The sequence below is a fragment of the Pantoea stewartii subsp. stewartii genome (assembly GCF_008801695.1).
In the GTDB taxonomy this organism is placed as follows: Bacteria; Pseudomonadota; Gammaproteobacteria; order Enterobacterales; family Enterobacteriaceae; genus Pantoea; species Pantoea stewartii.
This window is the reverse complement of sequence record NZ_VZPF01000032.1, coordinates 11,883-34,576: the sequence shown is the minus strand read 5'-3', so window position 1 is coordinate 34,576 and position 22,694 is coordinate 11,883. Positions and strand designations below refer to the sequence as shown.

The 22,694-nt window shown below is 54.6% G+C and carries 11 protein-coding genes and 1 pseudogene; 7 read left to right on the top strand and 5 right to left on the bottom strand.

Annotated elements, in window-relative coordinates; genetic code table 11:
* Window positions 1–5: 5 nt before the first annotated feature.
* Window positions 6–1,145: a polysaccharide export protein gene (locus F7Q90_RS11295; protein ID WP_006119873.1), complete on the bottom strand. Its 1,140-nt coding sequence runs from the start codon at window positions 1,143–1,145 to the stop codon at window positions 6–8.
* Between the two features lie 456 nt (window positions 1,146–1,601).
* A complete protein-coding gene (gene wbaP, locus F7Q90_RS11285) occupies window positions 1,602–3,035 on the bottom strand; it encodes an undecaprenyl-phosphate galactose phosphotransferase WbaP (protein ID WP_006119874.1) in 1,434 nt (477 codons plus the stop codon).
* Window positions 3,036–3,812: 777 nt separating this feature from the next.
* Here wbaP and F7Q90_RS11280 point away from each other — a divergent pair.
* Complete coding sequence (locus F7Q90_RS11280) at window positions 3,813–5,384, top strand: TerC family protein (RefSeq protein ID WP_006119875.1); 1,572 nt, start codon at window positions 3,813–3,815, stop codon at window positions 5,382–5,384.
* A 24-nt stretch (window positions 5,385–5,408) separates the two neighbouring features.
* On the opposite strand, the gene asmA is transcribed toward F7Q90_RS11280, so the two are convergent.
* The 3 genes from asmA to udk form a co-directional block, all read right to left on the bottom strand.
* Window positions 5,409–7,217: an outer membrane assembly protein AsmA gene (asmA, locus tag F7Q90_RS11275; protein ID WP_006119877.1), complete on the bottom strand. Its 1,809-nt coding sequence runs from the start codon at window positions 7,215–7,217 to the stop codon at window positions 5,409–5,411.
* Between the two features lie 14 nt (window positions 7,218–7,231).
* The gene (gene dcd, locus F7Q90_RS11270) at window positions 7,232–7,813 is read right to left on the bottom strand and encodes a dCTP deaminase (protein WP_006119878.1); all 582 of its coding nucleotides are present in this window, start codon (window positions 7,811–7,813) and stop codon (window positions 7,232–7,234) included.
* 84 nt (window positions 7,814–7,897) lie between these two features.
* On the bottom strand, window positions 7,898–8,539 hold the full coding sequence (udk, locus tag F7Q90_RS11265) for a uridine kinase (RefSeq protein WP_006119880.1): 642 nt from the start codon (window positions 8,537–8,539) through the stop codon (window positions 7,898–7,900).
* A gap of 278 nt (window positions 8,540–8,817) precedes the next feature.
* Here udk and F7Q90_RS11260 point away from each other — a divergent pair, with 278 nt between their 5' ends.
* The 6 genes and pseudogenes from F7Q90_RS11260 to mdtC all read left to right on the top strand — a co-directional run bounded on the left by F7Q90_RS11260 (window position 8,818) and on the right by mdtC (window position 22,685).
* Window positions 8,818–9,429 carry a phosphatase PAP2 family protein gene (locus tag F7Q90_RS11260; RefSeq protein WP_006119881.1) on the top strand — a complete coding sequence of 204 codons (612 nt, stop codon included), beginning with the start codon at window positions 8,818–8,820 and terminating at the stop codon, window positions 9,427–9,429.
* A gap of 167 nt (window positions 9,430–9,596) precedes the next feature.
* A complete protein-coding gene (locus F7Q90_RS11255) occupies window positions 9,597–12,932 on the top strand; it encodes a diguanylate cyclase (protein ID WP_006119882.1) in 3,336 nt (1,111 codons plus the stop codon).
* A gap of 75 nt (window positions 12,933–13,007) precedes the next feature.
* Window positions 13,008–14,360: pseudogene (gene yegD / locus F7Q90_RS11250) on the top strand (molecular chaperone).
* Between the two features lie 899 nt (window positions 14,361–15,259).
* Window positions 15,260–16,489 (top strand): MdtA/MuxA family multidrug efflux RND transporter periplasmic adaptor subunit, encoded by a 1,230-nt coding sequence (locus F7Q90_RS11245; RefSeq protein WP_006119883.1) that lies wholly within the window; start codon window positions 15,260–15,262, stop codon window positions 16,487–16,489.
* Entirely contained in the window at window positions 16,489–19,611 is a 3,123-nt protein-coding gene (locus F7Q90_RS11240) for an MdtB/MuxB family multidrug efflux RND transporter permease subunit (RefSeq protein ID WP_006119884.1), read from the top strand. The genes F7Q90_RS11245 and F7Q90_RS11240 overlap by 1 nt, the downstream gene beginning before the upstream one ends.
* Window positions 19,608–22,685 carry a multidrug efflux RND transporter permease subunit MdtC gene (gene mdtC, locus F7Q90_RS11235; protein WP_006119885.1) on the top strand — a complete coding sequence of 1,026 codons (3,078 nt, stop codon included), beginning with the start codon at window positions 19,608–19,610 and terminating at the stop codon, window positions 22,683–22,685. Before F7Q90_RS11240 ends, mdtC begins: the two co-directional genes overlap by 4 nt.
* Window positions 22,686–22,694 lie beyond the last annotated feature (9 nt).

Below are 22,694 nucleotides of genomic sequence, written 5' to 3'. Positions count from 1 at the left end.
AAACCTTAGTTCGACCAGTTGCGGATGCGTTGTGCGGCCTGCGTCGCATCGTTAACACCGGCTATGGTTGGTATCAACTGCGATATCACGCGGTTCCAACGCGTCAGCGGCGTCGAGGTCACGTAGACGATATCGTAAGGTTCGAGTTGGAATTCGGTACCCATCACCATCGATGCAGCATCTTTGGTGTTCAACTGGTAAATATTGGCGATCTTGTTGCGGTCTGTGCCGCGTGTCGGACGGATAACAAAGACACCGGTCGCATCCGACGTGGTCTGATCCATGCCCGCCGCATTGCCCAGCGCTTCCGCCAGCGTCATGCCACTGCGATCCATCTTCAGGGTGGCCTGCTGTTTCACTTCACCCATAACGAAGACTTTCAGATCGTCGTTGCGCGGCACATACAGAATGTCGCCCGGATAAAGCAGATGGTTTTGGCTCAGATCGCCATTCTGCATCAACGCCTGCAATGACACGCGCTGTTCGCGGCCATTATGCGTCAGAACCACGTTGCGCCAGTCGGCGTCCGCAGCCAGTCCGCCCGCGGCGTTAATTGCGTCCAGGATAGTAAGCGGAACGTTGGTAATAGGCTGTTGACCTGAGGTGGTCATCGCACCGGTTACGTAAGTTTTCTGTGACTTAAAGGAAGCAATGCTGACGTCAACCTGAGGACTTTCGATGTACTGTGCCAGGCGACGCGCGATCTCATTACGCACTTCCCCTACGGTCCGGCCTGCGACACGGACCCGACCAATATAAGGGTAGAAAATGGTGCCATCTGAATGGACCCAGTTACCGGTGTCGCTTGCACTGCGGTACTGACCAGCGGGCGTGGTGAGTTCAGGGTGATCCCATACGGTCACGGTGAGCACATCACCAATGCCGATACGGTATTCATAGTTCTGAATCTCATTTTGCAGTGACGGGTTGGCTTGTGCTACCAGTGGCTTAGGACGCATTCTTTCCACCAGGCTCGGCGTTAACGGATACACGTTAACGTACTTGTCGATGTCAAAGTTGTTGTCCTGCTGCTCAATGACATCTTTTCCCGAAGTGGATAAATTTTGCCCCGGCACGACGGTACAGCCGGCCATAAACGTGGCAGATACCAAAACAGGTATCATCTTCATTTTCATTGTAATCATTTAGATCTTCGCTATCAGTTAATGTTTGATAGAGGCAAGTACGCCGCTGTGTAAGCGCTCAAAAAAAGTAAACTATCCTGACTCAGGCACTGAACATGTCGTTCATTATTCTTAGCTCCTGTCTTTTACCGATCACGCGCTTTACCCAGAAATAAATAAAGCAAAGCAGAACATTGCTGTTTATCAATGCCGTACCGCTTTTTTTGGCTTTGTTGAATAAATGGATTTTATGCTGTGGTACTATGAAAACGGTTGTTTCAGATAACATAAAATCAATGCATTACATGCTTGCGTATGACGGTGTTCTGTCTGGCATCAGCGTTTTCTACCAAAACAGTGCAGACAAAACAGAATGATTACCTATTATTCAACAAAGCCGCTTTTTTTTAGAAAAATGTACCAACCCGCTCCCCTGTCGTGTGCTGTCAGAGAGAGGCTGGCACCTTTTTCCTGCGGTTAATAAGCACCATCACGCTTAAGCACGACACCGACGGTTTTGAACAAAATGGCGATATCGTTCCACAACGACCAGTTTTTCACGTACCAGGAATCGAAATAGACGCGCGTTTCATAATCTACGTCGTTACGACCACTGACCTGCCACAGTCCGGTCATGCCGGGTTTGGCCATCAGGTAGTAATCCACGTCACCGGCGTAGCGTGCCAGCTCGTCTTCGACGACAGGACGCGGTCCTACCAGACTCATATCACCCCGAACGACGTTCCACAGTTGCGGCAGCTCATCCAGGCTGGTTTTACGAATGAAGTGGCCGACTTTGGTAATGCGTGGATCGTTTTTAAGTTTGAAATCTTTATCCCACTCAGCACGGGCGACCGGATCGGTACGCAGCACTTCCTCAAGCACTTCTTTGGAGTTGATCACCATCGAACGGAATTTCAGGCATTTGAATTTACGGCCATTCATGCCCACACGCTCATGACCATAAATCGGTGGACCGCCATCCCGGCCGACCAGAAAACCCAGCACCAGCAGCGCGGGGAGCAGCATGACGATGATAGACAGCGCGCCGACAATATCGAATACGCGCTTCAGGAAGCGTGACGTACGCTTAGCCAGGTTATTCTGCACGCGCAGGATCATGACTTCATGGCTGAAGATGTAGGCCATATCGGTACCGTACAGCGGTACGCCGCGCAGCGTCGGAATGACAGAAACGGAGCGACAGTTGTGCATAGCCAGTGATTTCAGCCACATATCACGGTACTGGCTTTGCTCGAATTCCACCGCCACGATGAACTGGGTGTCCGCATTGGTCAGCTTCCATACGTCCTGTTCGTCGCGCAGAACAGGAACGCCCGACATGACGTCCTGAGGGCAGGTCCCATCAACGTCGTAGAAGGCAATGACATCGAATCCCATGACTTCTTCACTTTGCAGCGCTTCCCACGCTTCCTGGGCATTTTTACTGCTGCCGATAATGATGGTCTGTTTTTTCCACAGGCCATAATTATTTAAGACGCGTTTAAAAACGGAGCGACAGACAGGAATAATCACCAGCGTGATAAGCCAGGTCAGCAGCCAGACAAAACGGGACATCTGCCACTGAGACAGTGCCGTGATTGACAGTTCAATAACGGAAAAAATAAGAATGGTACGAAAAATTTCTTTTAATTCGAACCAGAAAGGTTTGCGATAGGTGTAATGACGCAGTCTGACCCAGAACCAGCCCACGCAAATTACTGACAGGCAAATGTGGGTAGCAATTTTTAAATTTAATTCCCGGTCAGACATATCCGATAAAAGAGACGGAGATGTCAAATTAATTAGCATCATCGCGATAAATAATGCCGCGTTGAAACATATTAAATCAGAACAAGCCAATAATAATTTGGTGATAAGACTTTTAAACGTAAAATGGTTATCGCGCATATTTAACTCTTTATTTTATTTCCTTAACCCACCACGACCAGACCCTGAAGTGAACAGTACTGATGTTGAGCCTGAAGCGTTTCTGAGGGGAGCTCCTGCGGCATTTACGCCATTGTCATTGACTATGAAAACAATAATCCCGTACTCAATACCAACAGATTACTCTGACTTTACCCACACAGGACTGATTAAATATCAAACCACAGCGGCAAGTCAGGCACGCTACCGCCCTTGGCTGTCGGTGCCAATACCGCCTTGATAGCCTCGGGTTCTCCCTGCGCCACAAATGAAGGCGCACAACGCATCCCTTGCCGAATGCGTTTACATTCCGCTGCTTACCCTGACGGATGATTGCGCAAATTACAGGTTCAGACGCAGGCGTTAACTAACTCGTTGCTATACTAGTTATTACTGGCCTGTTTACAAGTGGACCCCGCCATCACCGGACTATTTTAGGAAAAAGACTACCAGTAATAAGTATTGAAGCCGCTCATTTTGGGTGCCAGGGAAGAAAAAAATCAGATTTATTCCATGTTGGCACCAGGATTAATCGCATAAGAAATACCTCTGAATGGCGAGTGTAGTGACATTAATCTGCAACCTTTATCCCTTACAGTCCTTCCCGCATTAATCATTTCGTCCATTAATTCGCCTGTAATTAAAGTGGTCTGTGTCTAAATAAAGCGTAAAGCGCCTGTCATTCCGCTATTTGTCTCGACGCCGTCTGTCCACTATCATCAGACAAAGCTTATTTTTAGACATTCAGGTGAATAACGCATGCTGGAGGTAATGACCGATCCCTCATTGTGGGCAGGTTTAGTAACGCTAATCGTTCTGGAGCTGGTGCTGGGTATTGATAACCTTGTGTTTATCGCTATCCTGGTGGAGAAACTGCCTGCGGCGTTGCGCGACCGCGCACGCATTATTGGTCTGCTCATGGCGCTGGTTTGTCGCCTGCTGCTGTTAGCCTCGCTTTCCTGGCTGGTAACGCTGACTCAACCTTTATTCACCTTCGCGCATCATGCCTTTAGTGCGCGTGATCTGTTGCTGTTGTGCGGGGGGCTGTTTTTGCTGTTCAAAGCGACCACCGAACTTAACACACGACTTGAAGGCAGCGATGCGGAGGACACTCAACAAAAGGGCGGCGCTAAATTCTGGCCCGTCGTGGCACAAATTGTCGTGCTGGATGCCATTTTTTCTCTGGATGCGGTGATTACCGCCGTCGGGATGGTCAACGATCTGCCGATCATGATGGCGGCGGTCACTATCGCCATTTTACTGATGTTGTTAGCCAGTAAACCTCTGACGCGCTTTGTTAACAACCATCCGACCATCGTGATTCTGTGTCTGAGCTTTTTGCTGATGATTGGTTTCAGTCTGGTGGCGGAAGGGTTTGGTTTTGCGATTCCCAAGGGCTATCTGTATGCCGCGATCGGTTTCTCCGTCGTCATTGAAGCCCTGAATCAGCTGGCACAGTTTAACCGCCGTAAAGTGTTGTCAGCCGGACGGCCCCTTCGCCAGCGCACAGCTGAAGCCGTGCTGCGGCTGCTGCGTGGTGAAGCGGAACAGGCCGAGCTGGATACGCAAACCGCTTCTATGCTGGCTGACGGTGAGTCTATTGCCCTGTTTAACCGGCAGGAACGTGTGATGATTGCCAGCGTGATGGGACTGGGGCAACGTCGTATCGACACAATTATGACCACGCGCCATGATGTTCAGCACATTGATTTAAGCGACGATCCCGACGTCATTATGGCCGATCTTGACCGCAATCAGCATACGCGCATCGTTATCACCGAAAACGGTAACGAACCGCTTGGTGTTGTCCATGTTAACGATCTGCTGCATCAGTCGCTGCATCAGCATGCCCTGGATCTGCGTAGCCTGATCCGTCAGCCGCTGGTCTTCCATGAGCGAATAACGGTGTTACAGGCGCTGGAGCAGTTCCGCCAGGCACAGACGCATTTTGCGTTTGTGGTCGATGAGTTCGGGTCGGTAGAAGGCGTGGTGACGCTGAGCGATTTAATGGAGGCGATTGCGGGCAATCTGCCGAACGAAGCCGATTCAGAGGCGCGCCACGACATTCAGCCTGACGGCGCAGGCGGCTGGATTGCCAATGGCCATATGCCACTGGACGATTTGGCCCTTTACGTCACGCTGCCGCGAGAAAACACACAGCATTACCACACGATCGCAGGTTTAATGATGGATCGCCTGCAACATGTGCCGCAGGAAGGCGAAGAGATTCAGCTTTGCGAATACCGGCTACGGACTTTACAGGTCGACCAGCATCGGATTCAGAAGGTAGGGATTGTACCTCACGTCGACGGTGCGGCGCTGAAAGCGTAATTCAGCGCCGGCTGCCGACGGTGATTACGGGTGCGTACTGTTCTTGTCTTTTGCCTGTTGACGATCGAGCCACTGATTGAGGCGGGATTTTGCCTCATTCTGTAGCCTGTCACGCATGACATCATCTACCGGCAGCGTATATTGCGGATTAGCCCAACTGCCATAAATACGGAACGGAATCACCTGATCGGACAGCGCGGCCACCAGTTTTTCGTCGCCGCGCCAGTCGCTCAGTGTCAGGCCCAGCGTCACATCCAGCTGTTGCTGCACCAGATTGATACGCCCCTCGCCGCGCAGCGTCAGCGCCTTCCCTCCACCGTCGAGATGACTTAACGTCAGCAGCCCATTTTTCATGGCCAGTTGTCCGCTCACCTGCTCAATGCCCTGTCCGGACGCCTGAGAATCACTGCTGACACGGTCGCTGACACGTGCCACGGCACTGCGCACCATTTGCTGTAAGTCGAGCTGGGCCAGTTTCAGATCATGCGCCTGGATATCGGCCTTGCCCTGCCAGCTGCGTTTTGCATCCGCAAGCGTCAGATTTTCACCCGACAATTCACCTTTAAGGCTCAGGGTTCCCTGCAGCGACGGCGGCAAGGCCAGCGCTTTTAATAAAGGCTGGATAGCTATCTGGTTCAGCACCGGCGTAAAAGCGACCTGCGTAACAGGCTGACGAATGTCGATACTGCCCGGTACAGAGAAGCTCCCCTGCCCCACATTGCCTGATAATGTACTGAAGGTTACCAGCCCCTGTTGATTAACCGCTTTGAGGGAGAGTTTGGTCAGGTTCAGGCCACGCCAGACCGCGCTATCGGCCTGCAGCGACAAATCGAGATCAATGTCGTTAAGCGGGGAGTCTGCATTGGTCGGTTCAGGCTGGTCCGCGATGACCGGTGCCGGGGCAATCTGACTGTTTTGTCCACTCATCTGCTGGGTCAGGGTCGAGATAAACAACAGATTGTCCATATTGAGTGCGCTGGCATGAAGATCCAGCGCCAGCTTTTGCGGCGGCGTAAGTTCGCCTTCAGCGCGCCCGCTGAGCACGCTGTCGTTAGCGGTCAGCTTAAGATTGCTCACGTCAAAACGATTTTTATCCAGGTCCCAGTTGCCCTGAAAGCTCAGCGTGCCTTTAATGCCCTCTGGCGGCAGGCTCGCTCCGGTCAGGTTATAGTCGACCTGCGCCTCCTGGCCGCTCAACTGATGCGGATAGCGTGATTTGTCCAGTTGCCCTTTCAGCGTCAGGACAGCGGTGCGCTGGTTACGGGTCAGACTGGTCGTCAGGCCGATCGTGGCGATTCTGGACTGATCCTGCTCCATATCCAGATTAAGATTACGGAAGGTAAAGGCGTCCCCGCCCGGCTGCTGCCAGATAAGCAGGCTGTCGGACAGTTGCAGATTGTCGATGTCAAACGACCAGCCGGCAGACGAGGTGGGTTCGCTGTTGTGGGGCGCGCGCGGCGCGTTCTCAGGTGCCCGCGCGGCGCTGTCTGGCGTGACCCGCACGATGGCATTTTTTAACATCACCTGGCTTACGCTGAGCTGATGGGAAAGTAACGGCAGAAGATTAACATCCAGACGCATGTTATCGGCAGAAACAACCGGTTGCGCCGCTCCGGGTGCCGTCAGGCTCATCCGTCCGGCGAGAATGCTGAGTTTCGGCCAGACATGCCAGCGCAGGTCGCCATCGATAGTGAGTTGATAACCGCTACGCTGTTGGACTTGTTGCACCATGTAGCTACGGAAGTCGTTAGGGTTCACCAGCATGACCAACGCCGTTAATCCCGCTACGACCACCACCAGTAGAATGGCCAGCGTGGTTATCACTCTTCTCATCACATCCTCATGAATTAATCTTTGTCGATACGACTGGCATCAGCACCCTGCTGGCCACGATATTTTGCATTCTCACGGCGATTATAGGGACGCGCTGCCGGACCGGAAAGCGGTTCAAAGCTTAGCGCACCAATCAACATGCCAGGGCGCAACGCCAGAGGCAGTTTGCCTGAATTATAAAACTCCAGCACGATACGGCCCTGCCAGCCCGGATCGATACGGTGCGCAGTGACGTGAACCATTAGCCCGAGGCGGGCAAGTGAAGAACGCCCGTCGAGCCAGCCCACCAGATCGTCGGGAATCGTGACAGATTCCAGCGTTACCGCCAGCGCCAGTTCGCCCGGATGCAGAAAGAACGCCTCACCTTCCGGCAACACGATCTCATCGCTCATGACGCGATCCAGCGCAGCACTGACCTCGTGCTTCGGGCCGCTTAAATCAATAAACGGCGCGGTATGTCCGCTGAACGTCCGGAACTGATTGCCCAAACGCACGTCCACCGTTGCACCATTGATATGTTCCACGGTTGGCCGTGGGGTAATCGCCAGTTTTCCGGTGTCGAGCCAGGCTTCAATATCGCGGTCGCATAATCTCATTACGGTAACTCCATGAAGTAAGTGTAGCGAACAGGGCGCATCTGTGCTTTTAACCTGTTCGCGTCACGCCTTTTGAGACGTAAACTACTCGAAAAACTGATTAATCTTGGCCTTCAGAATATCAATCGCGATGCGGTTTTTACCACCGCGCGGCACGATGATATCCGCGTACTGTTTGGACGGTTCAATGAACTGCAGAAACATCGGGCGTACCGTTTTCTGATACTGACTCATGACGGAATCCATTGAGCGACCGCGTTCATTGACGTCGCGCTTCATTCGGCGCATCAGGCAAATATCCAGCGGCGTATCGACGAAAATGGAAAAATTCAGTTCCTGGCGTAACCGCGCATCCGTTAACAACAGAATGCCTTCAAGAATAATGACTTTTTTGGGCTTGAGATGCAGCGTCTCTTGCGTGCGGGTGTGCTCAACGTAGCTGTAAACCGGCAGTTCAATGTCCTGTCCTGCTTTGACAGCGCGCAGGTGCTGTAACAGCAAATCATGATCCATCGCGCTGGGATGGTCATAATTGGTCTTAACCCTCTCTTCCATGGTGAGGTGACTTTGATCTTTGTAATAGGCATCTTCGGGAATAACACCGATGTGTTCATCACCCACCTGATCGCGAATTTCACGATACAGGGTACTGGCGATTAAACTTTTACCGGATGCGGATGCACCTGCAATGCCAACGATCACGCACTGATGGGACTTGTCAGTCATACTTTTAAAAACCTGATACTGGAGCCAGAAACTGTACGCAAACTGCGCACCCAGTTAATGGGGCTGAACGGAGAGGGTGATTTGGCGCTAAGTATAGGGATTTCGGTCTTTTGATGCCAGAGAAATGGCATGGCCGGTTTTCAGACTTTCCCCTTTTAACTCGAATGATTTCATCGATAAACTAGCCCTCTCAGACAGCATGACGATGCACAGCACGTATCAGGTCTTACAAACCTGAACAAAAAGGGCTTGGGGCCCGAAAAAAATAAAGGAAAACTATGCTCTGGAAGACCCTCACCTATTTTGGTGACAGTATGTTGTTAATTCCCACGGCGGTGATTATTGCACTGATTTTGCCGTGGAAAAGTGATAACCGGCGCACCGTATGGTACTGGCTTTTTGCCTTTGGCCTGGCGGGGCTGGTTGTCAGCCTGTCAAAAATTCTCTTTCTGGGCTTTGGCATTGGCAGTGCCCGTTTTAACTTCACCGGATTTAGCGGCCACAGCGCCATGTCTGCCACCCTGTGGCCCGTGATGCTCTGGCTGATATCCGGACGCTGGCCGAGCCTGTGGCGCGGTTTCGCCATTGGCGTGGGCTATATGATCCCCTTAATGGTGGGGTTTTCCCGCCTCGTCATCCATGCTCATTCCCTCAGCGAAGTCCTGACCGGACTGCTGTTAGGCTTTACACTGAGCACAGCTTTTTTGCTTTCACAACGCGAAACCGCATTAAAAGGGTTTAGCTGGCCGCAGATTGCCGCCGCGTTGCTGGTGCCGGTGCTGCTGCTGGGACATGGACGCATCGCCACCACGCAGCAGTTTCTTGAGCACTTTTCAGCCCGCCTCGCGGGCCTGGAAAAACCCTATACCCGTGCCGACCTTTTTCGTTGAATAAGGCGAGACGGGCTCGCCTCACAGACGAGCCCGTCAATCGGTCAAATAACGCAATTTAATGATTTCCCCCCTTTTTTCTCCAACAAATGTGCTAGCATTCTTCAATCAGAATGGCTATCTCGTCACCTGCCATGTCAATACCTTGTACCCTGCTGGATCGATAAATGATCGTTGATGCGCTGGCTTCGTCAGATAAATCACCTAATTCGTGGCTTCATGCCTGCGGGCTTGGCCTGGTTTCGTTCGTCCTGACCTTGTTCTGCCTTGAACTGATCGTAGTGAGCGGCAAGATTTCGCCTTTATGGTTTTCCACCGCCTTAATGACCGTGGTGGTGTTTCGCTGCACATCACGTCAGTTGCCGTTGTTCCTTGCGGCCTGCCTGATTGGCACCGCTGCAGCCAATGCGTTTGTCATCGGTCCTGCGCTTTCAAATTTAAAATTTGCCCTGTTGAACCTTTTGCAGGCGGGCATCGGTGGCATGCTGCTGCGCGCGTTGCTTAACCGCGAGGCACCGCTGGTGTCGCTGCGTGACTGGCTGCGCTTTGTTTTTGCCACCGGTGTGATTTCGCCACTGATTGGTGGCGTACTGGCGCTGTGGGTTTTACAGGTTGGACAACAGGCCTCTTTCGCCTTCTTTTATACATGGGTGATTTCGGAAATCATCGGCATGCTCGCGCTTGGGCCGGTTCTGCTGCTGCTCTCCTGGCCCTTGCCTAAGGGTTACCTCAAGCGCGCCTCGCTGTTTGAAACACTTTTCAGCCTCGTTCTGACGCTGATTGCCAGCTATTTGTCGCTGCGTTTTTTGCCCTGGCCGTTTACCTTCATTTTGGTCGTGCTGTTCTGGTGCGCTGTTCGGCTGCCCAAGGTGGAGGCGTTTGTCCTGTTCTTTCTCAACGCCAGCTTTATGGCGCTGCTGCTTTCTTTAGACTGGATAATCGTCACGCCTACGACGACGAATTACGCCATGATTGTCAGTTGGCTGCCGTTTCTGATGGTCTTAATCCCCTGCCATATTATGTCGCTGGTCATGGATGCGTTCCGCCATGAAACGCGCCATATCAGTGAAAGCGAAACGCGTTTTCGTAACGCCATGGAGTATTCCGCTATTGGCATGGCGCTGGTTTCACCCGAAGGCCGCTGGCTTCAGGTGAATAAATCATTATGCGACACGCTGGGTTATCCCGAGTACGAATTAAAGAACCTGACTTTCCAGCAGATTACGCATCCTGACGACCTGGGTATTGACGATGGCAAAATGGATAAGCTGCTGGCTGGCGAGATTTTGTCGTTCACGCTGGAGAAGCGTTACTTCCGTAAGGACCATGAAATCGTCTGGGTGCGGCTGACGGTTTCGCTGGTACGGGACAGCGAACAACAACCGCTCTATTTTATTGCGCAGATTGTGAATATTTCTGAATTAAAACAGAGCGAGTTGGTCAACCAGCGGTTAATGGAACGTATCACGCTGGCCAACGAAGCGGGCGGCATTGGCGTGTGGGAATGGAACATGAACAGTGGAGAAATGCTGTGGGATAAACGCATGTACACATTGTTCGGTTTGCAGTCGGATGAAGTGCCCAGCTTCGACTTGTGGATCAAACTGGTGCATCCCGACGATCGCGCATTTTGTGTGCAAACCATACAGCAGGCCATTGAAGAAAGCAGCGCGTTTCAAATGGAGTATCGCGTGATGCGCGAAGAAGGACATTACTGGATACGTTCTCAGGCGAATCGTCTACTCAGTCAGGAAGGCCGGATCGAGCGCATACTGGGCGTTGCACAGGACATTACGCCGCTGCGTAACCTGAACGAAGCCCTGTTTCAGGAAAAAGAGCGCATGATGATTACGCTCGATTCCATCGGCGAGGCCGTCATCAGTACGGATCAGGCCATGCGCGTCACCTTCATGAATCCGGTGGCTGAAAAAATGACTGGCTGGTCACAGGAAGCCGCGGTCGGCAGACCGGTAAGTGAACTGCTTCACATCACCCATGGCCGTCACGGCGCGCCGGTGGAAAATCTGATGATCAACCCCACGCATTCTGAAAAGACTGCGCCCTATCTGTCGGAAGAGTGGGTGCTTCACACCCTGAATGGTGAGCATATTGATATCCATTACACGATAACGCCGCTGAAATCGGAATCGGGAACCGAACGCGGCGCGGTGATGGTCATTCAGGATGTGAGTGAATCACGTAAGGTCATGAAACGATTGAGCTACAGCGCGCTGCACGATACGTTAACCCGCCTGCCCAATCGCGCCAGTTTTGAGTTGCAACTGAAGCGACTGCTGTCCGATGCCGCTGAACATCAACATCAGCATGTACTGGTGTTTATTGACCTGGATAAATTCAAAGCGGTTAACGACAGCGCCGGGCACGCCGCCGGGGATGCACTGCTGAGCGAACTTTCCGATTTAATGCGTCACCACCTGCGCAGCACCGACTTTCTCGCCCGTCTTGGCGGGGATGAATTTGCCGTGCTCATGCCTGAATGTCTGGTGGACCAGGCCCGTGATGTGGTGCAGCGTATCGTGCGTGCAGTCAACGACTACTGTTTTGAATGGCTGGGCCGGGCCTATCAGGTTGGGGCCAGCGCAGGCATGACACAAATTTCACCAAATAATTGGCAAAGCAGTGATGTGTTGTCCCAGGCCGATATTGCCTGTTACAACGCTAAACGCAGCGGCCGCGGGCGCTACATGGTGTACGAACAGCATCCGCTGGCCCTGACCGGTAGCCACCATTCGCTGGATCAGGCAACCCTGGATGCCTTGCAGGTGGAACTCCAGGTCTGGGCTGTCGCACCGCCAGGTAAGCCGCACTCTGCCAGCGTCTGGTTGATTGAAGTGCAGTTGTTTACCCGGGAAGGACTGCTGGTGGATGAACATCTGCTGCGTAACAACCTGACTGACGCGGCGCTGAAACAGCGGCTGGAAGACAATATCGTTGAGGCTTTTTTCCGTCATCGCATTGCGGCTATGAGCCAAAAAGGTATTGCCTTAATTTTGCCCGTGGATGTTAACGCGCTTTATAATCCGGTTTTCGTTGAGAAACTTTGTGTCCGTTTTGCAGAATCCGGTCTGGCGAACAGTAACAGCGGTATCGCGCTGCATGCCGCCAGCGTGTTATCGGGCGGCGAGCAGCTTTTGGGTACACTGATGAAACTGCGCCAGGCAGGCTGTCGCATCGTGCTGCAACAGTTTGGCCGTAACCTGGATGCGTTTAATCAGTTAACCGGTAAAGTGGTGGACTGCCTGATTCTGGCCCCCGAGCTGGTGGCGAACCTGCATAACAATCTGATGGATGAAATGCTGATTTCCATTATTCAAAGCCAGACCAATGAACGTAATATTATATTGCTTGCGGGCCCAGTCTCCGTGCCGGCCGTTCTGACCACGCTTACCAGCCTGGATGTTGACGGAGTCTGGGGCAGTGCTGTTGCCGAGCGCCAGCCGCTCAGCAAACTGAGTGAAGATCACCTTTTTGCGATTCGCTAATTCTGCCGCTCGCCGCTTGCCTCACCTTTACAGCTGCGCTAAAGTCGCCCCCTTTTTCCTGCCTGGGGGCGAAAAATGTTCATTGGATTCGATTACGGTACGGCTAACTGCTCGATTGCGGTCAGCGAAAAAGGCACACCACGACTGTTAACGCTGGAGAACGGTCAACGCCTGCTGCCATCGATGATCTGCTCCCCGACCCGTGAAGCCGTCACGGAATGGCTTCATCGCCATCATCAGGTTGCCACGCCGGACCAGGAAAGCACGGCACTGTTGCAACGGGCGCTGCGCTATAACCGTGAAGAAGATATCGATGTTCTCTCCGAGAGCGTGCAGTTCGGTCTGACCGCGCTTCAGCACTATATGGTCGATCCGGAAGATGTCTGGTTCGTGAAGTCGCCGAAGTCCTTCCTGGGCGCGAGTGGGTTAAAACCCCAGCAGATCGCCTTCTTTGAAGATTTAGTGTGCGCCATGATGCTGCATATTCGTCAGCAGGGCGAAGCACAGCTTGACCAGTCAATTGAACAGGCGGTAATTGGCCGCCCGGTGAACTTTCAGGGACTGGGCAGCGAAGAGGCCAACGCGCAGGCGCAGGGCATCTTATTGCGTGCCGCTAAACGCGCGGGCTTTCGGGAGGTGTAGTTTCAGTTTGAGCCGGTCGCGGCGGGGCTGGACTTTGAAGCCACACTCGAAAAAGAAACCCGCGTGCTGGTCGTGGACATCGGTGGGGGAACCACCGACTGTTCGATGCTGTTGATGGGGCCGCAGTGGCGTCATCTGTCAGACCGGCGGGAAAGCCTGCTGGGCCATAGTGGCTGCCGCGTGGGCGGTAACGACCTGGATATTATGCTGGCGTTTAAAGCGTTGATGCCGTTGCTGGGCGCGGGCGGGAAGACACAAAAGGGCACGGCCTTACCTGCCCTGCCCTGGTGGAATGCCGTCTCCATCAACGATGTGCCTGCACAAAGCGATTTTTACAGTACCGCCTGCGGCAAACTGTTGCGCGATCTGGTACGGGATGCCGAAAATCCTGCCGCCGTGGCACACCTGTTAAAAGTCTGGCAACAAAAGCTGAGCTATCGTCTGGTGCGTACTGCGGAAGAGAGCAAAATCGCCCTCTCCGACCGCCCTGACTTCGCCGCCGCACTGGATTTTATCAGCGCGGATTTACAGGCCGATATCAGCGTGGCAATCCTGCAGGACGCGATCAGCCAGCCGCTGGAGAAGATCCTAGAACAGGTACATCTGGCGCTGGCAACCAGCCATATTAAACCGGAAGTGATCTATCTGACGGGCGGTAGTGCACGTTCGCCTCTGCTGCGCGCTGCGCTGCAGCAGGCCCTGCCGGGTACACCGATTGCTGGCGGAGATGACTTTGCCTCAGTGACCGCTGGTCTGGCGCGCTGGGCTGAGGTGATGTTTGCCTGACAGCGGGGGGAGTCGAATAAAGTGCAGCACTCTCGGCGGGTGAAATCGCCTGAAGGGGCACTTTGGCTTCGGCTCCCTTTCCTTCGTTTGCCTTTACCGCGAAGACGTCAGGCTGAGCTGTTTTGGGATGCTAACCCATTGTTGTGATGTCGGCGGGTGAGATCGCCAGAAGAGGCACTTTGGCTTCGGCGGTCCTGGCGCCGCTCACGCGGTGCCTTCAGGTCGCTCAGCGCTGCGGAATACCTCGCGGAAAATGCCCCTTCTGGCTTTGTCAGTTTGCGCGCGGGTAAAGCGACACAGTATGTGAGCCCGTGCTTTCTTTTGCGGTGAAGGCAAAACGAATGCAGTGCCTGTCCTCAGAAAAAAAGCCCTTCTGCCCTTTAATCTTGAGCGGGGTTAAAGCGGCACCATGCGTCAGCCGGTTCTGCCGCGTTAAGGATAGCGCCCGGTCCGGCAATGCACGTTACTGACGGACCCGGCGGTATCGGCGATGATGTTCATTCCTCTTTGCACCGCGCCCCCTTGCTCAGCGCTCAATGTCTCAGCAGGCATAACGTAAGGTTAAACGCTGACCTTCTTCATGCTGCGCACGGCTGCGTAAAGCGCTGGGTGATGAATGTGTCATCTTCCTGAAGGATAGGTTGTTTTTAATCCTGTATTTCCTGGTCAGGCAGGATATGATCCGGCGCGCTGTGGTCAGCGTAGTCCGCCTTGTTTCACATCAAATCTGACTCTTTGCCAACGCCGTTTTTTCAAAAAACCGACATACTTACGGTGCGCTGACAGATATCCTTAATTCCTTCAAATTTTTACCCGCAGGGACGACTACAATTCGTGGTTTGCAGGCTAACGTTTATGCCCGCGTCCTGGAACGATATCGCTGGAGAGCAACAATAACAATGAACAACCGACATCCTGGAATGAAAAAAGGCCTGATTTTAGCGGTGGTTATTGCCGCTGCTGCAGGCGGTTATTACTGGTGGAAGCATCCAGCCCAACCCGCAGGCAACGAAACATCCAGCCAGTCAGAACACGGCAAAAGAGGCAACGGTGGACATAAACCGCTTGCGCCCGTGCAGGCTGCCAGCGCTGTAACGGAAAGTGTGCCGCAATACCTTAGCGGTTTGGGTACGGTGACCGCAGCCAATACCGTAACGGTACGCAGCCGGGTAGATGGTAACCTGGTGGCCATCCATTTCACGGAAGGCCAGCAGGTCAAAGCCGGCGATCTGCTGGCAGAGATCGATCCGCGTCCCCATCAGGTCGCCCTGATGCAGGCTCAAGGCCAGCTGGCGCGCGATCAGGCTACGCTTGCGAACGCCCGCCGTGATTTAGCCCGTTACCAGAAGCTGGAGAAAACCTCGCTGGTATCCCAGCAGGATCTGGATACGCAAAACGCGCTGGTCAGTGAAACCCTGGGCACGATTAAGGCCGACGAAGGCAGCGTTGCCAGCGCACAACTGAACCTGACTTACAGCCGAATTACGTCCCCGATTGCGGGTCGCGTCGGCCTGAAGCAGGTTGATATTGGCAACTACATTACCAGCGGTGATACCAATGGTCTGGTGGTGATTACTCAGACGCATCCGGTGGATGTCGTCTTTAGCGTCGCCGAAAACAATATCAGCCAGATCATGCAGGCGCAGAAAAGTGGCGAACCGTTGCTGGTGGAAGCCTGGGACCGCAGCAATCAACATCTGATTGCGCGCGGAAAACTGCTCAGCCTGGATAACCAGATCGACGTCACGACAGGGACCATTAAAATCAAAGCGCGTTTTGATAATCAGGATGACCTGCTTTTCCCTAATCAGTTCGTCAACGCCCGGCTGAAGGTGAATACGTTGCAGGATGCCGTCGTGATTCCGGTAGCCGCGTTACAGATGGGCAACGAAGGCCACTTTGTCTGGGTGATTAACAGCGAAGATAAGGTGAGTAAGAAAACCGTGACCGCCGGTTTCCAGGACAGTCAGAAAGTGGTCATCAATGCCGGACTGAGCGCGGGCGACCGCGTGGTAACGGATGGCCTTGACCGCCTGACAGAGGGGGCAAAAGTGGAAGTGGTTGCAGCACAGAGCAGTGCAACTAAACAGAGCCGCGCCAGCTTGCCATCCAAAGGAGAGTCAGAGTAATGCAGGTTATGCCTCCTGACCGCAGCGGAGGACCGTCACGCCAGTTTATTCTGCGCCCGGTCGCGACGACGTTACTGATGATTGCTATTCTGCTGGCGGGGATTCTGGGTTACCGCTTTTTGCCGGTGTCAGCGTTACCCGAAGTGGACTATCCGACCATTCAGGTTGTTACCCTGTATCCCGGTGCCAGTCCGGATTTGGTGACGTCGTCGATTACAGCGCCTCTTGAACGTCAGTTCGGTCAGATGTCCGGTCTTAAGCAGATGGCCTCGCAAAGTTCTGGCGGCGCCTCGGTGGTGACGCTGCAGTTCCAGCTCTCGCTGCCGCTCGATGTCGCAGAACAGGAAGTGCAGGCGGCGATTAACTCTGCCTCTAACCTGCTGCCCAGCGATTTGCCGAATCCGCCGGTTTACAGCAAAGTTAACCCGGCGGATCCGCCCATCATGACGCTCGCCGTCACCACCACCAGCATGCCCTTAACCCAGGTACAGGACATGGTGGAAACACGCGTCGCGCAGAAAATTTCCCAGGTGACCGGCGTTGGCCTGGTCACGTTGACCGGCGGCCAGCGTCCCGCGGTGCGCGTTAAGATGAACACCCAGGCATTAGCCTCTATGGGCCTGACCAGCGAAATGGTGCGTACGGCGATCACCAACGCCAACGTAAATTCCGCGAAAGGCAGTCTTGATGGTCCGACCCGCTCGGTTACGCTGTCAGCCAACGATCAGATGAAATCGGTCGAGGATTACCGCCAGCTGATCGTCAGTTATAAAAATGGCGCGCCAGTGCGGCTGGCCGATGTGGCCACGATTGAACAGGGTGCCGAAAACAGCTGGCTGGGTGCCTGGTCTAACCGTGAACCCGCCATCGTACTGAATGTGCAGCGCCAGCCGGGTGCCAATATTATTGCAACCGCCGACAATATTCGCGCCATGCTGCCCGGGCTGATTGCCAGCCTGCCCAAATCCGTCGATGTGAAACTGGTCACCGATCGCACCACCAATATCCGCGCGTCCGTCACCGATACGCAGCATGAGCTGATGCTGGCAATGGCGCTCGTGGTGATGATCATCTACCTGTTCTTGCGTAATGTGCCCGCGACCATCATTCCGGCCGTGGCTGTTCCGCTGTCGCTTATTGGCACCTTTGCGGCAATGTATTTCCTGGGCTTTTCCATCAATAATCTGACGCTGATGGCGCTGACCATCGCCACAGGCTTTGTGGTGGACGATGCCATCGTGGTGATTGAGAATATCTCGCGCTATATCGAAAAAGGGGAAAAGCCGATGACAGCGGCCCTGAAAGGGGCAGGCGAAATTGGCTTTACCATTATTTCGTTAACGTTTTCACTGATTGCGGTATTGATTCCGCTGCTGTTCATGGGCGACGTGATTGGTCGCCTGTTTCGCGAATTTGCGGTGACGCTGGCGGTGGCAATTCTGATCTCGGCGGTGGTCTCGCTCACCCTGACGCCGATGATGTGTGCCCGCATTCTGAGCGCCGAGTCACTGCGTAAGCAGAACCGCTTTTCCCGTGCCAGCGAAGCGATGTTCGATCGCATCATTGCCGTTTATGGTCGTGGGCTGCGCCGGGTGCTGAATCACCCCTGGCTGACGCTGTCCGTGGCGCTCGGCACATTGCTGCTGACGGTTTTGCTGTGGATGGCCATTCCGAAAGGTTTCTTTCCGCAGCAGGACAACGGCATTATTCAGGGGACGCTGGAGGCACCGCAGTCGGTATCCTATGCCAGTATGGCGGAGCGGACACGCGATGTTGCCTCTGTGATTATGAAAGATCCGGCTGTGCAGATTCTGACCTCGTTCGTGGGCGTGGACGGCACCAATCCGTCACTCAACAGCGCCCGGTTGCAGATTAACCTCAAACCGCTGGATATGCGCAGCGAGCGTATTCCGGAGATTCAGCAGCGGCTGCAAGCGCAGATCAGCAAAATTCCTGGCGTCACCTTGTGGTTGCAGGCGGTGCAGGACCTGACAATTGACACCCAGGCCAGCCGTACGCCGTATCAGTTTACTCTGCAGTCCGGTTCGCTGGATTCGCTCAGCACCTGGGTCCCTGCCCTGCTTAACGCCCTGCAGAAACACCCTGCGCTACGTGACGTCAGCAGTGACTGGCAGGACCAGGGGCTGGAAGCCTATATCAAAGTGGACCGCGACAGTGCCAGCCGGCTGGGCATCAGCATGGCGGACGTAGATAACGCGCTGTATGACGCCTTTGGTCAGCGGCTGATCTCCACGATTTATACCCAGGCGAATCAGTACCGCGTGGTGCTGGAACAGGACAACAGCACCATGCCGGGCCTGCAAAGCCTGGACGGTATTCGTCTGAACAGCACTGACGGTGGCAGCGTGCCGTTGAGCGCGATCGCCAGCATTGCCCAGCGCCATGCGCCTTTAACGATTAACCACCTGAGTCAGTTCCCCTCCGCCACCTTCTCTTTCAATGTGGCGAAGGGCTATTCGCTGGAAGATGCGACCAAAGCGATCAACCAGGCAGAGACGGAACTGGGGATGCCGTCAGAGGTGATGACGCAGTTCCAGGGCAGCACGCTGGCTTTCGAGGCTGCCCTGACCAGTACCGTCTGGCTGATTGTGGCGGCAGTCGTGGCGATGTATATCGTGCTCGGCGTGCTGTATGAGAGCTTTATCCATCCCATCACCATTCTCTCCACGTTGCCCACGGCGGGCGTCGGTGCGCTGCTGGCGCTGATGATAAGTGGGAATGAGCTGGATATTGTTGCCATCATCGGCATCATTCTGCTCATTGGTATTGTGAAAAAGAACGCCATTATGATGATCGACTTCGCGTTAGCGGCGGAACGTGAACAGGGCATGAAGCCCTATGATGCGATTTATCAGGCCTGCCTGCTGCGTTTCCGACCGATTCTGATGACGACGCTGGCCGCCCTGCTGGGTGCATTACCGCTGATGCTCAGCACTGGCGTGGGTGCAGAGCTGAGGCAGCCGCTGGGGATCGCCATGGTCGGCGGCCTGATTCTGAGCCAGATTCTGACGCTGTTTACCACGCCGGTAATCTACCTGCTGTTTGACCGCCTGGCGCATAACCTGCGTCGTCGCCTGGGTCAGACGGAGGCGCAGCCGTGAAGTTTTTTGCTTTGTTTATCCATCGTCCGGTCGCCACGACGCTACTGACGCTGGCCATTGCGCTGGCGGGCATTCTGGGCTTCCGCCTGCTGCCGGTGGCGCCGCTGCCGCAGGTGGATTTTCCGGTCATTATGGTGTCAGCATCCCTGCCAGGAGCCTCGCCCGAAACGATGGCGTCTTCGGTCGCCACGCCGCTGGAGCGATCGCTGGGCCGAATTGCAGGCGTCAGTGAAATGACCTCGACCAGTTCGCTGGGCTCGACCCGCATTATTATGGTGTTCGATTTTAATCGTGATATTAACGGCGCGGCACGTGATGTACAGGCGGCCATTAACGCGGCGCAGAGTCTGCTCCCTACCGGCATGCCGTCGCGTCCGACCTACCGCAAAGCCAACCCGTCTGACGCGCCGATCATGATTATGACGCTGACGTCAGATCTGTACACGCCAGCCCAGCTTTATGATTATGCGTCGACACAGCTGGCACAGAAGCTGTCGCAGATTAATGGCGTGGGCGATGTCACCGTGGGCGGCAGCTCGCTGCCCGCAGTGCGCGTGGCGCTCAATCCGCAGGCGTTATTTAATCAGGGCGTGTCGCTGGATGCGGTGCGTCAGACCATCGCTAACGCTAACCAGCGCCGTCCGCAGGGCGCGCTGGAAGACGGGCAACAGCGCTGGCAGTTACGGACCAACGATGCATTACAAACTGCCCGGGAATACCAGCCGCTGATCGTGCAATACAACAACGGCGCGGCAGTACGGTTGTCCGATGTCGCCACCGTTGAGGACTCCGTGCAGGATGTGCGCAACGCCGGTATGTCGCGGGGCAAACCGGCCGTTTTGCTGGTGATTCGCAAAACGGCGGATGCGAACGTGATTGAGACGGTTGATCGTATTCGCGCTGAACTGCCCGAACTGCACGAAATCATCCCGACGGCGATCGATCTGCAGATTGCCCAGGATCGCTCACCCACCATCCGCGCGTCGCTCGAAGAAGTGGAGCAGTCGCTTATTATCGCCGTTGGCCTGGTCATTCTGGTGGTGTTTGTTTTCCTGCGCTCAGGTCGCGCCACGCTGATTCCGGCGGCAGCCGTGCCGGTCTCGCTGATTGGCACCTTTGCCGCCATGTATTTGTGCGGCTTTAGCCTGAACAATCTGTCGTTGATGGCGCTGACCATCGCCACCGGCTTTGTCGTGGACGATGCCATTGTGGTGCTGGAAAACATTGCCCGTCATGTTGAATCGGGCATGAAACCGCTGGCCGCCGCGCTCAAAGGCGTGCGTGAAGTGGGCTTTACGGTGCTGTCGATGAGCCTGTCGCTGATCGCGGTCTTCCTGCCGCTGCTGATGACAGGCGGACTGATTGGCCGCTTCTTCGCAGAGTTTTCCATCACCCTGTCGGTTGCTATTCTGATCTCGCTGTTTGTGTCCATCACGCTGACGCCCATGATGTGTGCTTACCTGCTGAAACCCCATGCGCCGCGCAGTCAGCCGCGGCGACGGGGCATTGGCCGCCTGCTGCTGGCGGTACAACAGGGTTATGCCCGCTCTCTGAACGTCGTGCTGAACCATGCGCGCTGGGTCATCCTGTTGCTCGTGGGCACTGTCGCCCTGACGGTGTGGCTGTTCATCAGTATTCCTAAAACCTTTTTGCCCGAGCAGGATACCGGCCGCCTGTCCGGCTTTATTTCTGCCGACCAAAGCATTTCGTTTCAGGCGATGCGCGGTAAGTTGCAGGACTTCATGAAAATCGTGGGGGCCGATCCGGATGTCTCAAGCGTGGTGGGCTTTACCGGCGGCATGCGCACCAATATGGGCCTGATGTTTATCTCCCTGAAACCCTTGTCCGAACGCAAAGATAATGCACAGGCGGTGATTGCCCGCCTGCGTACCAAGCTGGCAAAGGAGCCCGGTGCCAACCTGTATCTTAATGCGGTGCAGGATATCCGGGTGGGCGGTCGCGAAGCCAACGCCAGCTATCAGTATTCTCTGTTAACAGACGATCTGGCTGCGCTGCGCACCTGGGAACCGAAAATCCGTCAGGCCTTTACCGCCCTGCCGGAACTGGCCGACGTTAACTCCGATCAGCAGGATCAGGGCAGCGAAATGGCCCTGACGTATGACCGGGCCAGCATGGCGCGGCTGGGCATTAATGTTTCCGAAGCGAATGCGTTGCTCAACGATGCGTTTGGTCAGCGTCAGATTTCCACCATCTATCAGCCGCTGAACCAGTACAAGGTCGTCATGGAAGTGGATCCGCGCTATACCCAGGACATCAGTTCACTGGATCAGATGTTTGTGATTAACAGCGACGGCAAACCCATCCCGCTCTCCTGGTTCGCCAAATGGCAACCGGCCAACGCGCCGCTGTCGGTTAATCATCAGGGCTTGTCTGCCGCGTCAACCCTCTCCTTTAACCTGCCAGAAGGTGTGTCGCTTTCCCAGTCATCCGAGGCGATCGATCGCACTATGACGGCGCTTGGCGTACCGTCCAGCGTGCGCGGCAGCTTTGCCGGCACCGCACAGGCGTTCCAGCAATCGCAAAGCAGTCAACTCTGGTTGATGCTGGCTGCGGTTGCGGCAGTTTATATCGTGCTGGGGATTCTCTACGAAAGCTATGTGCACCCGTTGACCATTCTTTCGACGCTGCCGTCTGCGGGCGTCGGTGCCCTGCTGGCGCTGGAGCTGTTTGATACGCCGTTCAGCCTGATTGCCTTGATCGGGATTCTGTTGTTGATCGGGATAGTAAAAAAGAACGCCATCATGATGGTCGACTTTGCGCTTGACGCAGAATGCAACGGCAATCTGAGCGCCCGCGAGGCGATTTTCCAGGCCTGCCTGTTACGCTTCCGCCCTATCCTGATGACCACGCTGGCGGCCCTGTTTGGCGCGTTACCGCTGGTGCTGACCAGCGGAGACGGCGCCGAGCTGCGTCAGCCGTTGGGCATCACCATTGCCGGCGGCTTGATCATGAGCCAGCTCCTCACGCTGTATACCACGCCGGTGGTGTACTTAATGATGGACAAACTGCGACGTAAAACGCGCACCCAGAGGATGAATGCCACTCAGCATTAAGGGGTAAAT

Bases quoted from the DNA above. Each gene is read 5' to 3' on its own strand.
- F7Q90_RS11295 (WP_006119873.1), bottom strand. From the start codon at position 1,145: ATGATTACAATGAAAATGAAGATGATACCTGTTTTGGTATCTGCCACG.
- wbaP (WP_006119874.1), bottom strand. From the start codon at position 3,035: ATGCGCGATAACCATTTTACGTTTAAAAGTCTTATCACCAAATTATTA.
- F7Q90_RS11280 (WP_006119875.1), top strand. From the start codon at position 3,813: ATGCTGGAGGTAATGACCGATCCCTCATTGTGGGCAGGTTTAGTAACG.
- asmA (WP_006119877.1), bottom strand. From the start codon at position 7,217: ATGAGAAGAGTGATAACCACGCTGGCCATTCTACTGGTGGTGGTCGTA.
- dcd (WP_006119878.1), bottom strand. From the start codon at position 7,813: ATGAGATTATGCGACCGCGATATTGAAGCCTGGCTCGACACCGGAAAA.
- udk (WP_006119880.1), bottom strand. From the start codon at position 8,539: ATGACTGACAAGTCCCATCAGTGCGTGATCGTTGGCATTGCAGGTGCA.
- F7Q90_RS11260 (WP_006119881.1), top strand. From the start codon at position 8,818: ATGCTCTGGAAGACCCTCACCTATTTTGGTGACAGTATGTTGTTAATT.
- F7Q90_RS11255 (WP_006119882.1), top strand. From the start codon at position 9,597: ATGATCGTTGATGCGCTGGCTTCGTCAGATAAATCACCTAATTCGTGG.
- F7Q90_RS11245 (WP_006119883.1), top strand. From the start codon at position 15,260: ATGAACAACCGACATCCTGGAATGAAAAAAGGCCTGATTTTAGCGGTG.
- F7Q90_RS11240 (WP_006119884.1), top strand. From the start codon at position 16,489: ATGCAGGTTATGCCTCCTGACCGCAGCGGAGGACCGTCACGCCAGTTT.